The organism is Dysgonomonas sp. HDW5A (genome assembly GCF_011299555.1).
In the GTDB taxonomy this organism is placed as follows: domain Bacteria; phylum Bacteroidota; class Bacteroidia; order Bacteroidales; family Dysgonomonadaceae; genus Dysgonomonas_A.
The window spans coordinates 1906609-1922185 of record NZ_CP049857.1; the positions used below are offsets into that span (position 1 = coordinate 1906609).

Genomic DNA, 15577 nt, shown 5'->3' on the forward strand with positions numbered 1-15577 from the left:
TGAATAATCACGTATATGAATTCTGCTTTATTTTTAGTTGTTTTTGTCACCGGACTAGTTTTGGTCTGTGCTGGTTTGGGTATGGCTATTTTGTTGTCTCCAAGTTCTTTTAATGCACAAAAGGGACAGGCGTACGAATGTGGTATACCAACAAAAGGAACATCTTGGATGCAATTCAGGGTGGGTTACTATTTGTATGCGATACTTTATTTAATGTTTGATGTCGAAGCGATCTTCTTATTTCCTTGGGCTAATGTTGTTCGGGATTTGGGAATGGCCGGTTTGTATAGTATATTATTTTTCTTGTTAATTCTAGGTTTAGGGTTAGCTTATGCCTGGAGGAAAGGAGCATTGCAATGGAAGTAAAGAACGTATATATAAAAGGAATACCTAATGAGGAATTCCGGGACAATGAATACCTTGAGAATTATGTTAAGGAACTTCAGGCGAATGGAGTCGGCATAGTTGTCGGTAAACTGGATGACCTTATAAATTGGGGTCGCTCAAATTCAATCTGGCCTTTAGCTTTTGCAACCAGTTGTTGTGGTATTGAATTTATGGCAACGGCTGCAGCCAAATACGATATAGCTCGTTTCGGGATGGAGGTTACCCGTAATAGTCCCCGTCAGGCAGACTGTATTGTGGTGGCCGGTACGATTGTTCATAAAATGGCTCCTTTGTTGAAGCGTATATATGATCAGATGGCCGAGCCTAAATATGTTGTTGCCATGGGTAGTTGTGCTATTTCGGGAGGACCTTTTCTTGATTCTTACCATGTGGTGAGAGGAATTGATGAATTTCTTCCGGTAGACGTATATATACCCGGTTGTCCACCTCGTCCTGAATCATTACTTTATGGATTAATGCAGTTGCAGCGTAAGATAAAGCTGGAGCGTTTTTTATTTAAAGTGAAAAAATAAATTCGAGAGACTTGTTCTTAAGAATGATAAATGTCGATAAACGATTAATTATAACAGGCTTTAGCCACGTTATTTACCAAAGCAATATAAAGGTCTGAGACCTTCAGAGATCAATGGAAAATATCAAGAATGTAATCTTAAATGCGGTACCCGAAGCAGTTATCGAAGACAAGAAAGTCTTAACCGTAACTGTGGAGTCGGACAAATTGCACCATTTAGCTAAAACGTTACGTTATAATGCTGAATTTCCTTTTGACTTTCTTGTCCAATTGACAGGAGTAGACAGAGGTGAAATGCTGGGTGTAAATTATTTGCTGTCATCTTCTAAAGATTTATCAGTAGAAGTCCTTCTTAAAACAAGCACCGCAGATAGAGTAAATCCTTTATTGTATACCGTTACCGATTTATGGGCAACTGCCGATTTTAATGAAAGAGAAGTATATGCTTTATTGGGGATAAGATTTATAAATCACCACGATATGCGTAAATTTTTCCTGAATCAGGATTGGAGAGGTTATCCTTTAAGGAAAGATTATGATGCCGATCCGGCGTTAAATCCTGTTACGGTTGAAAGTAAGGATATGGTTGATACCACTCCTCGTATTTATGAAACTCCTCAAGGTTTGAAAGAGGATGTTGTTAAAGTATTCGAGGATGATGATTATATTATAAACATTGGTCCGCAACACCCTTCTACTCACGGAGTAATGCACTTTAGAGTTTCTCTTGAAGGTGAAATCGTGAAAAAAATAGATGTTCACAGTGGATACATACATAGAGGTATCGAAAAATTAAGTGAAAATCTTACTTATCCTCAAATACTTCACTTTACAGATCGTTTAGATTATCTTTCTTCAAATATCAACCGCCATGCCTTGTGTATGTGTGTTGAAAAAGCCGCAGAAATAGAAGTTCCTCAAAGAGCACAATATATACGTACTATTATGGATGAATTGAATCGTATAGATTCTCACCTGATAGCATGGGGTACTTTGTGTATGGACTTAGGGGCTACCACTGCTTTTATTTATGGAATGCGTGAGCGTGAGCGTATACTCGATATTTTCGAAAAAACATCGGGAGGTCGTCTTATAATAAATTATAACGTTGTCGGCGGAGTAATGTTCGATATTCATCCCGATTTTCAGAAAGATATCAAGGCTTTCATTATCGAGATGAGAGAACGTTTAAAAGAATATGATAAATTAGTTACAGGTAATCCTATTATTATTGGCAGGCTTAAGGGAATAGGTATTCTTTCTAAAGAAGACGCTATTTCATATGCTGTTACCGGACCTGCAGGTCGTGCTTCGGGATTTGCTTGTGACCTTAGAATACATCACCCATACGCACTGTATAACAAAGTAACTTTCAAAGAAGTGATTCGTTACGAATCAGATTCATATGCCCGTTACTTAAATCGTTTGGATGAAATCGAAGAATCTTTACAGATTCTAGAGCAATTGGTTGACGATATACCTGACGGAGATTTCTTAGCCAAAGTAAAAGCTATTATCAAATTGCCCGAAGGAGAATACTTCCAACGAGTGGAAGCTGCGCGTGGAGAATTTGGTGTGTTTATTGAAAGCCGCGGAGATAAAACTCCATACCGTTTGAAATTCAGATCGCCATCTATGGCTTTAGTTTCGGCAATGCCGACACTTTGTGCAGGTGAGAAACTTTCGGATTTGATTGGTATAGGTGGATCAATGGATTATGTGATACCCGATATTGACCGTTAGGTCGTACCCTTTTGTCGAGTTGGATTAAGTAAATTATCCTATTTAATGATACATAAGTTATAACAAATTGTAGTTGTTATACTAACCAAAGCAATAAAGAGGTTTGAGACCTTTAATAGATTAGTTATTATATTTAAAGATATATGTTAGAACTTTCACGTTTGACTGCCTTAATCGATAGCTTACTTCGAGAAACTTGGGGATTATCTGAGTTTTGGGTGTTGTTTATCGAGTTTGTATTAGTAGGTGCTGCTTTATTGACAGCATATGCAGTATTAGCTCTGATCTTGATTTATGTAGAACGGAAAATTACCGGATTTTTTCAATGCCGTTTAGGTCCTAATCGTGTAGGAAAATATGGTATGGTGCAGAGTGTTGCCGATATGGTAAAGATTCTTCTCAAAGAAATTATCCATATCGATAATGTCGATAGATTCCTTTTCTATGCTGCTCCATTCTTTATGATTGTGGCTTCTATGCTGACGTTTGGAGCTATTCCTTTCGGAAGAGGATTGCAAGCTGTCGATTTTAATATCGGAGTATTTTATGTAGTTGCTGTATCATCTCTTGGTATTATTGGTGTTTTACTGGCAGGATGGTCAAGTAACAATAAATATTCGATGATTGGTGCTATGCGAAGCGGTGCCCAATTTATCAGTTATGAATTGTCTGCCGGATTTGCTCTGATAACCATGGTTGTGCTATCGGGATCAATGCAGTTTTCTACAATTATTGAAAATCAAACGTATTGCTGGAATTTATTCAATGGTCATATTGCTTCGGTAATAGCCTTTGTTATATATCTTATATCGGGACATGCCGAAACAAACCGTGGTCCTTTCGACTTGCCGGAAGCTGAATCGGAACTTACAGCCGGATACCATACTGAGTATTCAGGGTTGCAGTTCGGATTTTTCTATTTGGCCGAATATCTGAATATGTTTATTGTTGCAGCCATTGCTACTACCATTTTTCTTGGAGGCTGGATGCCTATCCAACTAAAAGGATTTGATGGCTTCAACGAAGTGATGAATTATATTCCATCTTATATATGGTTCTTCGGTAAAGCCGGATGTTTAGTGTTCCTAAGTTTATGGGTTCGATGGACATTCCCTCGCTTACGTATCGACCAGTTATTGAATCTGGAGTGGAAGTATTTACTGCCTATTAATATGTTTAATCTTCTGCTTATGGTAGTCATCGTATTGGCAGGTTTGACATTAGAAGATATATTTCCTAGTATATTTAAATTTATAGCTGAATAAAGATGAGTTCTGTATCACAATATTTTAAAGGTTTATTCCAAGGTATTGGCGGACTGCTTACGGGTATGTCTGTTACTTGGACAGAGCTGTTTACTAAAAAGATTACACAACAGTATCCTGAGAATAGAAAGACTCTGGTTATTTCGGATCGTTTCCGAGGCGAATTGGTTATGCCTCACGATGCAAATAATGAGCATGCCTGTACTTCTTGCGGTATCTGTCAGATGAATTGTCCAAACGGAACAATTGTAATAAAGTCTAAAACAATAGAAACAGAAGACGGCAAAAAGAAGAAAATTCTGGATGAATATTATTACAATCTAGGTTCATGTACATTCTGTAACCTGTGTGTGTTGACATGTCCTTCCGATGCTATCAAATTTGATAACACATTCGAAAGTTCGGTATTCACCAGAGGTAAACTGAATATGAAGTTAAATCAATTGGGATCGAAACTTCGTGAAAAGAAAAAGCCCGAGCCAAAGCCTGTTGCAGAGAAACCTGCCGCAGTAGAAACAGCTCCGGCTGCACCTAAACCTGCTGCTGCACCTGCATCGGTAGAAACAGAAAAGAAAGAGAATATCACAAGTCAGGATAGTGCAGACAGTGCAACTTCTGATAATGTAACAAAAGAATAATAATCAAAATACGTAAAGGTTGATTATGGCAGAGTTTATTATATTTGGAGTACTAGCAATCGTAATTGTCGTTTTTTCATTATTGGCGGTTACCACTCAAATGATTATCCGTTCGGCAACTTACTTGCTCTTCGTATTGATTGCAACAGCAGGTCTGTATTTATTGATGGATTATCAGTTTCTTGCAGCAGTGCAGGTGGCGGTATATGCAGGCGGTATTATGGTCTTGTATATATTTTCGATATTGTTGACTAACGATCCCGGGATAGAAGTGAAATACGAAAAACCCGGTCGAATGATATTAGCAGCTCTTGTAGCTGTAGTTGGTTTGGGCATCTGTGGTCATATCATCTATTACAATGTTTCCCGCATTTATACATATGCAGATTCGGCGATAGATATGACTCAACTGGGTACTACCATGATGGGTACCGAGAAATACCAATACTTACTTCCTTTCGAAGCTATCAGTTTATTGCTTTTGGCTTGTATAATAGGAGGTATAATGATTGCCCGTAAACGATAACGGTCTCAGACCGCTTTGTAACAGGTTTGTTGCAGAAAGAAAAAAAGAGTTATATAGCTTAATAATATACAATTATGAATGAATTTCTAGTAGAAACCTTTTCCGTTCCCATGGAAGCATATTTGACTGTAAGTACACTTATGTTTTTTATTGGAGTATATGGTTTTCTGTCTCGAAAAAACATGTTGATGGTATTGATGTCAATGGAATTGATGCTGAATGCCGCAGACTTGAATTTTGTGATTTTTAACCGGTTTTTATATCCCGGTCAATTCGAAGGGCTTTTCTTTGCTCTGTTCTCTATTGCCATAGCAGCAGCCGAAACAGCCATTGCTATTGCCATTATCATCACTATATATCGTAATGTGAAGAGCGTATATATAGATGAGAACATAACAAACATGAAACACTAATAAGGTCGTTGACCTAATTTATAAAGAATAAATAACGATATAGATATGTCTTATACATTATTAATAATCGTACTACCGGCAATAATGTTCCTTATTCTGGGATTGTTGGGAGGAAAAATGAAACCAATCATTGCCGGAACTTTGGGTACCCTGTCTCTGGCGGTTATGACAGCATTGTCGTATTTTACAGCTTACGAATACTTTTTCAAAATAGGAAAAGGAGCTTCGGGAGCCTACGAAACAATAATGGCTGTTGAGCCTTACCAATGGTTGAAATTCACCGATAAACTGCATATCGATTTGGGGATCATGCTTGATCCTATTTCGGTGATGATGCTTGTGGTAATTACTACCGTTTCGCTGATGGTACACATATATAGTTTAGGCTATATGAAAGGCGAAAGAGGATTTCAACGTTACTATGCTTTCCTTTCACTGTTTTCATTCTCTATGTTAGGATTGGTAGTTGCTACTAATATCTTCCAAATGTATATATTCTGGGAGTTGGTAGGAGTTTCTTCTTACTCACTTATCAGTTTCTACTATACTAAACCAAGTGCAGTGGCTGCTTCTAAGAAAGCATTTATTGTAACCCGTTTTGCAGACTTATTCTTCTTAATAGGTATATTGATATTGTCTTATTACTCGGGAACATTCGACTTCCAAACATTAACGGCTTTGGACGCTCCCTATTTATCGAGCTTTGTTGGTGCATCATTCTTAGGAATATCGGCATTAACTTGGGCAATGTTATTTATATTTATGGGTGGTGCCGGTAAATCGGCAATGATGCCTTTCCATATCTGGTTACCCGATGCAATGGAAGGCCCAACACCTGCCTCAGCATTAATCCATGCTGCAACGATGGTTGTTGCAGGTGTATTTCTTGTAGCACGCTTATTCCCGATATATCTTTTCGGTACACCCGAAGTTCTTACTATTATCGGATACGTTGGAGCAATAACCTCCGTGTATGCAGCTATTGTGGCATGTACTCAGACGGATATTAAACGGGTTTTAGCATTCTCAACTATTTCGCAGATTGCATATATGATTACAGCCTTAGGCGTATCGGGTTATTCCGGTCACGATGGATTAGGTTATATGGCATCTATGTTCCACTTATTTACACACGCATTCTTTAAAGCATTGTTATTCTTAGGAGCAGGAGCTATAATTCATGCTGTACATAGCAACGAGATGGACGATATGGGAGGATTGAAGAAGTTCCTACCAATCACGCACATCACATTCCTGATTGCATGTTTGGCTATTGCAGGTATTCCTCCATTTTCAGGATTCTTTAGTAAAGATGAGATTTTAGCTGCAGCTTTGCACCACGATAAGTTCTTGTTCGCATGCTTATTCCTATGTGCAGGTCTTACAGCATTCTACATGTTCCGTTTGTATTACAGAATATTCTGGAACGACACAAATAAACATTATCACCATGCTCCTCACGAAGCAGGTCCTACAATGACAATTCCATTAATTATTTTAGGAGTGTTTTCAATATTTTCGGGATTTGTTCCCTTTGCCGACTTTATCTCAGCAGACAGAATGCCTTTCGAAGCACATATAGATATGGCTGTTGCCGTATCGAGTGTAGCTGTAGCCCTTCTTGGTATAGGAATCGCAACAATGATGTACTTCAAGAAAACAGATATGCCGGACAAAGTATCTAACGGAGTTGGCAACTTTTATAAATGGGCTTATCATAAATTCTATTTCGATGAATTATGGTTGTTCGTTACACGCAAAATAATATTTAACTGCATATCTAAACCTATTGCATGGTTTGACCATACTATTGTTGATGGCTTTATGAATGCTTTAGCTTTTGTAACCAATAGTACTTCGGATAAGATTAAAGGATTGCAATCGGGCAGAATACAACAATATGCCGGTGTTTATTTATCGGGAGCTTTAGTTATTGTTGCAGTCTTTGCTTTCTGTTTGGTGTGTTATATCTGTGGTTAAGTAATTATATATTTGACGAAAAATTAAAATTAAATAGGTCTGTGACCTCTTAAATTATAAAACAATGAATATTCTTTCATTATTTGTCCTGATTCCTGTTTTAATGTTGATTGCATTTATTCCATGCAAGAACATCAAACAAGTAAGAACTGTTGCTGTTTTAGGAACGGCTATTGAACTGATATTTTCGGTGGTCTTTTTATTTATGTTCTTAGGAGCAAGAGAAGCCGACCCAACCAGTGCGATGCTATTCCAACACGATATAGTTTGGTTTAAAGCACTCAATATTCATTACGCAGTAGGTGTCGATGGTATATCGGTATTGATGTTGTTGCTAACAGCTATCATTATGTTTACCGGAGTATTTGCGTCATGGAATATGGATCCGCTTCCTAAAGACTTCTTTATGTGGCTTACCCTGCTTGCTGTAGGAGTATACGGGTTCTTTATTTCGCTGGATATGTTTACCATGTTTTTCTTCTACGAAATAGCTTTGATACCGATGTACTTGTTGATAGGTCTATGGGGTACGGGAAGGAAAGAATATTCGGCAATGAAACTGACTCTAATGCTGATGGGAGGATCTGCCTTTCTTTTAGTAGGAGTTTTTGGAATTTATTTCAACTCGTCTGAAACAGGCGAATATACATTTAATATATTGCAGATTGCTCAAAACAATGTTATTCCTGTAGAAGCTCAACGATGGATATTCCCGTTGACATTCTTAGGATTTGGTGTGCTGGGAGCATTATTCCCATTCCATACTTGGTCGCCCGATGGTCACGCTTCGGCACCTACAGCAGTATCGATGCTTCACGCAGGGGTATTGATGAAATTGGGGGGATACGGATGTTTTCGTATTGCGATGCATTTATTGCCTGAAGCAGCAAGTGAACTTTCTTGGATATTCTTAATTTTAACCGGTATAAGTGTTGTTTATGGAGCGTTCGGTGCAATTGCTCAAAACGACTTGAAATATATTAATGCATACTCTTCGGTAAGCCACTGTGGATTGGTATTATTTGCTATCCTTATGATGAATAATACGGCAACTACAGGTGCTGTAATGCAAATGCTTTCTCACGGATTGATGACAGCATTATTCTTTGCATTGATCGGTATGATATACGGACGAACTCACACACGTGATATCAGGCAGTTAGGTGGTTTGATGAAAATTATGCCTTTCCTTTCGGTTTGTTATGTGATTGCCGGTTTGGCTTCATTAGGACTTCCCGGATTGAGTGGATTCGTTGCAGAAATGACTATATTCGTTGGATCATTCCAACATCAAGATATGTTCCACAGAGTATTAACTGTAATGGCATGTTCATCAATTGTTATAACTGCAGTTTATATACTTAAAGTTGTTGGAAAAATATTATACGGTCCCGTCGTAGATGACCATCACTTAGAGCTTACAGATGCAGTTTGGTATGAAAAAGTTGCAGTTGTGGGATTAGTTCTTAGTGTTGCCGGAGTAGGATTATTTCCCGGGTGGATCTCCGATTTAATTCATACATGCTTACACTAAAAATTGACGCGATGAAAACGATTGTAAAATTATTTTTTCTAATTGCATTTATATCCGTATCGGCTTTTGCTTCGGCTCAGAGCTTTACTATAGCAGAGTTAATAGATTTGGCTCCAAATGGAAAAGAACATTTCGAAAGTGTTGTCACAGCAAAAGGATACAGCCATCAAGATAGTCCTGTAAGTGACTTATCTAATAACTTTATTTTTACTCATTCGGGAAACTCTAAAATAACATTGATTACTCCATCTTTTGAGAGCGATGTAAGAATGGTTTCTTGGGAGTTTAATTCTGCTGCTGTTTTCAACAGTTTGAAAAGTGAGTTAGTGGCCAATAAATACAGATTGAATAATACCGAAAGACGAAATGGTGGCAAATACGTGTCATTATTTTATTCAAGACCGGGTATTGAAGTTATATTGACAACAGATAAAACTGTTGATCCTAACGGTGTTTATATTGCTTCAGTAAAGTATACCAATGCAGCGAAGTATATTGTAAAATAAGGTCTGAGACTAGTTTGTAGCTTTAATGAGAATTATTTATAACGCCTGTTAAAATTGGAAAATACTGTATCATCATTATTTTCCTGTACTTTAAATAAATAAAGAGATTTACGAAATGAATTTGAGCAATTATTTGTTGATGAAGCCCGAATTGTCACTTATAGTGGTATTTCTGTTATTGATCTTTTACGATCTATTTGCTTCTAACAACGCAAAAAAGTATTATTTCCCTGTAGCTTGTTTGCTATTTCTGGTACATACGCTTTACTGTTTCTTTATAGATAAAGGTGTTACTACATCTTTCGGAGGAATGTATGTTTCGGGAGCGGCTCAAATAACAATGAAAAGCGTACTGAATATAGGTGTATTTCTTATATTTCTGCAAGCTAATGAATGGTTGAAAAAGCCTGAATCGATATTTAAACGCGGAGAGTTTTTTATGCTTTCGATACTTACTCTGTTGGGTATGTATCTGATGATATCTGCGGGAAGCTTTATGATATTCTATATCGGATTAGAAACGGCATCATTACCTATAGCTGCATTAGTTGCTTTTGATAAGTATAAGAGTAACTCGGCAGAAGCAGGAGCTAAATATATCTTTAATGCAATATTCTCATCAGCCATAATGGTTTTTGGTATCTCGTTCCTATACGGAGCTTGCGGAACATTGTATTTTGAAGATATGGCTCAAAATATCTACTCATCGCCATTGGTGATTATGGCTATGATATTTTTCTTATCAGGATTATTCTTTAAAATATCGTTGGTTCCCTTCCATTTGTGGGCACCCGACGTATATCAGGGAGCACCCACAAATGTTACACTTTACTTGTCGACAATATCAAAAGGAGCAGCAGTGTTTGCGTTAATGATTATTCTCTATAAAGTATTTCCTGTTTTAGCAAGTATCTGGCAACCCATTATATGGATACTTATCTTGTTGACTATAACAGTTGGTAACTTGTTTGCTCTAAGACAAAAGAATTTGAAGCGTCTGCTTGCATTCTCTTCGATCTCTCAGGCAGGTTATATAATGTTGAGTGTCTTCTCAGGCTCATCAGCAGGTATGGCAGCCACTATATTTTATGTGTTTGTTTATGTTTTCTCTAACTTGGCAGCATTCGGAGTTATTTCAGCAATTGAAAACAAAACAGGTAAAGTGAATATGGATGACTATAAGGGGCTTTATCTAACTAATCCGAAATTGGCTTTAGTGATGATGATCTCTATGTTCTCATTGGGAGGTATACCATTTACAGCAGGATTCTTTAGTAAATTATTTGTCTTTATGGCAGCAATGGAATCGGGTAATCCATGGAATACTGTATTGGTATTCTTAGCATTGGTTAATACAGTAGTGTCATTGTATTATTACTTGCTTGTCGTAAAAGCGATGTTTATAGAGAAAACCGATTCACCAATCGAAACTCTGAAAACTGATAGCTATTTGAAGATATCGTTGGTGGCTTCTGTAGTCGGAATCTTCTGTGTTGGCGTTATTAGTTGCTTCTATGAGTATATTAATACAGTAAGCTTTGGTTTTTAACAATATTTGTTCAAAATAAAACTAATTCGATAAACACTTAGTCTTAACTTTGCGTTTATCGAATTAGTCGTTTATAACAATCGATATATACTTATTTTGACAAAGTGATAAATAGGTTTTGGAACTTAATCCTCTTTTGAAATATGAATTTATTTATTTTATTACAATCTGTTACTACAAATCTGGAACAAGTAGCGCCCGCACCAGCTGAAAACTACTTCAGTCTGATACTTAAAGGCGGTTGGGTTATGTTACCTATAGCTATTCTTTCGATATTAGCTGTTTACTATATTATTGAACGAACTTTGATTATCAGGAAAGTCGGAAAGTCCGATTCGATCTGGCAATCACGCATCGTTGAACTTATCTCTGAGAATAAGATTGAACAAGCTCTTAAATTTTGCTTTGAGAAGCCTTATATTCTAGGAAAAGTTATTTCTGCCGGATTAAAGGAGAAAACAGATACCATCGAAGAGATAGAAGAAACGATGGAGGTTGAAGCCCGTCAACAAGTTTCGAAGCTAGAGAATCATATGAATTATTTAGGTATAATTGCTTCCATAGCTCCCATGTTGGGATTCTTAGGAACTATCTTCGGGGTAATCAATATCTTTTACAATATTTCTCAAACAGCAGACTTAGATATTGCAACCATCTCCGATGGTTTATATCAAAAGATGATATGTTCGGGAGCAGGTCTGCTTGTAGGTATCGTGGCCTATGCTGGATATTATGTTTTAAACGGTAATATCGATAAGATCGTTACTAATCTCGATAGAGATTCCAACGAAGCATTAAGAGCTATCAGAATGTATAAAAAGAACCAAAACACAATGAATCTTTCAAAGGATTAATGTGTTTTTTAAGAAGTGCTAAAATTGGGTCTGAGATGATGACCTTAAGAGCCGAAAAAATATGAAGATTCAACGTCGTAAAAATAGAGCCGCAGAGGTTTATACAGCATCACTGAATGACATTATGTTTTTCTTATTGTTGTTCTTCCTTATTGTTTCAACAATGGTGACTCCTGCAGCTATCCGTGTTTTATTACCCAATTCGTCGACAGCCGAAAAGGTTGCCACTAAGAAAAATATCAATCTGATTGTTACCTCAGATCTCACCTATTACGTAAATGATAAACAAGTGCCTTTTGAAGCACTTGAAGGAGAATTAGCGAATACAATAGGAGAACGTCAGGAGGGAGATGATGTTAATGTGCTTTTACAGGCTGATAGAAGTCTTAATTTACAGGACATTATTAATGTAATAGATATCGGGAATAAGCTTCGTGTAAAGATGGTACTCTTTACACAAAAGGATTAGAACTAATCTGCCTGTACCGAAAATAAGATTATAGAAAAAAGAGCTGCCATAATAGAAGCTCTTTTTTTTCGTTATATAGCTGAGTAGATAAGTAACTATTTATTGGCAGTAATAATTTACAGACGTATTTATTCTTGCCGAAGGAATAAAAGGTCTTCTTGTAAAATAGTTATTTTTGTATTATTCAACATGATGGATTCTACGACATATTGTACTTATAAAAAATAATGAATAGGTTTGTGATTTGATGTTTCACAGAGCCTTAAATAAAAGTAAACGGTATTCATTGGGACGTTTTTATTGTCTTTTTATCTTATTCTGTATAGCTATAAGCTCTTATGCCCAGAATGTCACAGGAATTGTATGTGACAGTCTGAATCGTGAAGCCATTGGCTATGCTTCAGTGCGTATACTCAATATAAAGGACAGTACTTATATTAAGGGAGCCGTCACTTCTTCAAACGGAAAATTTACAATCAATCAATCTAAAGGAGATTATATAATTGACATCTCCTACATGACAAATACCCGATACACAAAACAAATCAGGCTCGAAGACAAACAGACTCTTGATCTCGGAACTATTTATCTTGGAGAAGCCAGTTATATGCTGGGTGAGGCTGTAGTTGTAGCACCGGTTCCAGATATTGTTGTTAAGGGAGATACCATAGAATATAATGCTGACGCATATAGGGTGGGAGAGGATGCTCTCCTTCTCGACTTAGTGAGAAAGATGCCCGGTATTGATATTAGTTCCGATGGAAAATTGATGGCCAATGGAAAGATCATCTCAAAGATACTTATCGATGGTAAAGAGTTCTTTGGTAATGACATTGATCTGGCATTGAAAAACCTACCTGCGTCGATGATCAATAAGCTTCAATTATTTAAGGAACAATCAGAAATGTCGAGAGTGACAGGCTTTAATGATGGTAATGCAGAACAGGTGTTGAACTTGACGGTTAAAGAAGCTTTGAAGCAGAGTATATTTGGAGAGGGGCGGTCGGGCTATGGTAGTAATGGACGATACTCCAATAAACTGAATGCTCATTATATGTTAGATGATAATCAGTATTCTCTTATTGCAAATTATAAAAATATAACGGACGATTTTGAGTATAGCGGTTCTTCCAGTCAATACGATGGTATTACTAAAAATGCTGAAGTTGGTTTTAACTTTAATGCATTAAGAAGTGATAAACTGAATGTCGGCGGTAATTTGCATTATGACAATAATAATAATGTATTTGAAATGGATAGTAATACTAAGACCTTTATCGAAACTGGTAATAGACTTAGCACCCAATCATCAGCCACTCAAAGTATAAAAAGGGATCTTTCTCTTGGTCTGAATATGAAATGGACTCCGGACTCATTAACTACTATTTATGCCCGGATGAATGTGAATACAGGTACAAGTGACGATATACGACACAGTACAAATTTTTCGTATGTTCAAGGCTTGCAGGATACAACTTCAGGATGGACTGATTATAAAACGAGTGGTGATACCCATAACCTTAATGCCTCAATTATATTCGGACGAAAGTTGAATAGTGCAGGCCGAACCATAAGTGCCAGCTTGAACGGAGCTACCAGAGGAGGACGGAGTTATGGTACCAACTACTCTCCTGTTTTTTATCAGGCATCAAATAAGACCACAGTTATCGATCAGGAACTTTCTATCGATAATACGGGAAACAACTGGGGGTTTATGGTCTCCTATGTAGAGCCCATAACCAAAAATAACTCAGTAAAGGTAGCCTATACCTATCGGCGCGATTACTCGGACAGAAACAGGCTTACATTCAGGAGGGATGGCGAGGGTGAATATACGATTGTGGATACAGCCTTTACCCGAAAAACGACTTCAGACTATACAACTCAAAGAATAAATGTAGGATTCCAGTCAGCAATGGAGAAGTATGAGTACAATATTGGTTTCAATGTCGATCCCTCAGTATCTTCTTCAAAAACAATGATGCAGGATTCTATTATCGAAAATCAGAAACAAAGTGTAGTTAATTTTTCTCCCACATTTAAATTTACATACACACCTAAGAATAATGTAACTTTCGATTTTGATTATTATGGGGCGACAGAGCAGCCTACACTGAAACAGATTTCGTCTGATACAATTGTAATAGATGCCTTAAATCGTACGTATGGAAATTTGGATTTAAAGCCCAGTTTTGATAATACTTTTAGTATGTATTTTCAGAAATCGAATTATGAGAAGGGATCTTTTTTTATGATTACCGGTGGAGGTAATTATATTTTCAATAAAATAGTAGATTATACTACCATTGACGAATTCGGAAACGTAGAATCATCGTATCGAAATGTTACCGGAAACTGGGGTTTGAATGGTGGAATAATGTTTAATACCCCATTGAGAAATAAAAAGTTTACAATCGATAATAGCTCTTTCGGTTATTTTGTTCGAAATATAGGATATTCAAATAGTGTGAAGAGTATAACCTATAATCTGACAATGAGCGAATCGTTCTCGATAAGCTATCGCTCGGATAAGTTTGATCAGCGTTTACAGGCTAATATATCATATAATATAACAAGGAACAACCTTCCTAACCAAGAAGGGATGAATACGTCTAATTACGGGCTTAAATCATCTACCTTATGGAAACTGCCTTATGATTTTGCAATCCAGAATGAAATAAGTTTCACCTATAATAAAGGATATGCTGAAAATTTTCAGAAATCCGAAGTGTTGTGGAATCTTTCTGTCGCGAAACAGTTCCTTAAGAAGAAACAAGCCACAGCTAAATTCCAATGTTATGATATATTAGACGATCGTAATAACCTGATGCGTGTTGTTTCCGGAAATTATATATCAGATACAAGGACTAATATGATTGGTCAATATTTTATGTTTAGTTTTGGATATCGATTTAACATTACCAATAAACCTGCTCGAAACGTTTCGGAAACGCAAGGTGCAGATGATTATAATTAATTATAATCCAGGATTAAGATAATTTAAAAAAACGGGTACTAATTTTATAATTAGTACCCGTTTTTTGTTTTTGTTGCTTCTTGAAATAGGTACATAAAAAAGCGGGATGTAAAATATATAGATATAGTGTGTAAATAAATTTTACATACAGTGAAACTTTGGGTTTGTATTTAGTTCTTGTTTTTCAGCGTTTTATGTTCTTTG

At 36.7% G+C, this 15577-nt stretch carries 14 protein-coding genes; all 14 read left to right on the forward strand.

Annotation, left to right across the window (positions count from 1 at the left end):
* Positions 1-15 precede the first annotated feature (15 nt).
* Positions 16-366, forward strand: coding sequence for an NADH-quinone oxidoreductase subunit A (locus G7050_RS07985; protein ID WP_166113651.1), 351 nt, complete (start codon positions 16-18; stop codon positions 364-366).
* Entirely contained in the window at positions 357-920 is a 564-nt protein-coding gene (locus tag G7050_RS07990) for an NADH-quinone oxidoreductase subunit B (RefSeq protein ID WP_166113653.1), read from the forward strand. Before G7050_RS07985 ends, G7050_RS07990 begins: the two co-directional genes overlap by 10 nt.
* A 113-nt stretch (positions 921-1033) precedes the next feature.
* Positions 1034-2662 (forward strand): NADH-quinone oxidoreductase subunit D, encoded by a 1629-nt coding sequence (locus G7050_RS07995; protein WP_166113656.1) that lies wholly within the window; start codon positions 1034-1036, stop codon positions 2660-2662.
* A gap of 143 nt (positions 2663-2805) precedes the next feature.
* Positions 2806-3927, forward strand: coding sequence for an NADH-quinone oxidoreductase subunit NuoH (gene nuoH / locus G7050_RS08000; protein ID WP_166113659.1), 1122 nt, complete (start codon positions 2806-2808; stop codon positions 3925-3927).
* A 2-nt stretch (positions 3928-3929) separates the two neighbouring features.
* Entirely contained in the window at positions 3930-4565 is a 636-nt protein-coding gene (locus tag G7050_RS08005; protein ID WP_166113662.1) for a 4Fe-4S dicluster domain-containing protein, read from the forward strand.
* Between the two features lie 25 nt (positions 4566-4590).
* On the forward strand, positions 4591-5091 hold the full coding sequence (locus tag G7050_RS08010; protein WP_166113665.1) for an NADH-quinone oxidoreductase subunit J: 501 nt from the start codon (positions 4591-4593) through the stop codon (positions 5089-5091).
* Positions 5092-5165: 74 nt separating this feature from the next.
* On the forward strand, positions 5166-5504 hold the full coding sequence (nuoK, locus tag G7050_RS08015) for an NADH-quinone oxidoreductase subunit NuoK (protein ID WP_166113668.1): 339 nt from the start codon (positions 5166-5168) through the stop codon (positions 5502-5504).
* A 45-nt stretch (positions 5505-5549) separates the two neighbouring features.
* A complete protein-coding gene (nuoL, locus tag G7050_RS08020) occupies positions 5550-7484 on the forward strand; it encodes an NADH-quinone oxidoreductase subunit L (RefSeq protein ID WP_166113671.1) in 1935 nt (644 codons plus the stop codon).
* Between the two features lie 64 nt (positions 7485-7548).
* On the forward strand, positions 7549-9018 hold the full coding sequence (locus G7050_RS08025; protein ID WP_166113674.1) for a NuoM family protein: 1470 nt from the start codon (positions 7549-7551) through the stop codon (positions 9016-9018).
* Between the two features lie 11 nt (positions 9019-9029).
* Positions 9030-9524, forward strand: a complete 495-nt coding sequence (locus tag G7050_RS08030) for a hypothetical protein (protein ID WP_166113677.1) — start codon at positions 9030-9032, stop codon at positions 9522-9524.
* A gap of 115 nt (positions 9525-9639) precedes the next feature.
* On the forward strand, positions 9640-11073 hold the full coding sequence (locus G7050_RS08035) for an NADH-quinone oxidoreductase subunit N (protein WP_166113680.1): 1434 nt from the start codon (positions 9640-9642) through the stop codon (positions 11071-11073).
* A 143-nt stretch (positions 11074-11216) separates the two neighbouring features.
* Positions 11217-11927: a MotA/TolQ/ExbB proton channel family protein gene (locus G7050_RS08040; protein WP_166113683.1), complete on the forward strand. Its 711-nt coding sequence runs from the start codon at positions 11217-11219 to the stop codon at positions 11925-11927.
* Between the two features lie 61 nt (positions 11928-11988).
* Complete coding sequence (locus G7050_RS08045) at positions 11989-12396, forward strand: biopolymer transporter ExbD (protein WP_166113686.1); 408 nt, start codon at positions 11989-11991, stop codon at positions 12394-12396.
* A 247-nt stretch (positions 12397-12643) separates the two neighbouring features.
* Positions 12644-15373, forward strand: a complete 2730-nt coding sequence (locus G7050_RS08050; protein ID WP_166113688.1) for an outer membrane beta-barrel protein — start codon at positions 12644-12646, stop codon at positions 15371-15373.
* The last annotated feature ends 204 nt before the right edge of the window (positions 15374-15577 follow it).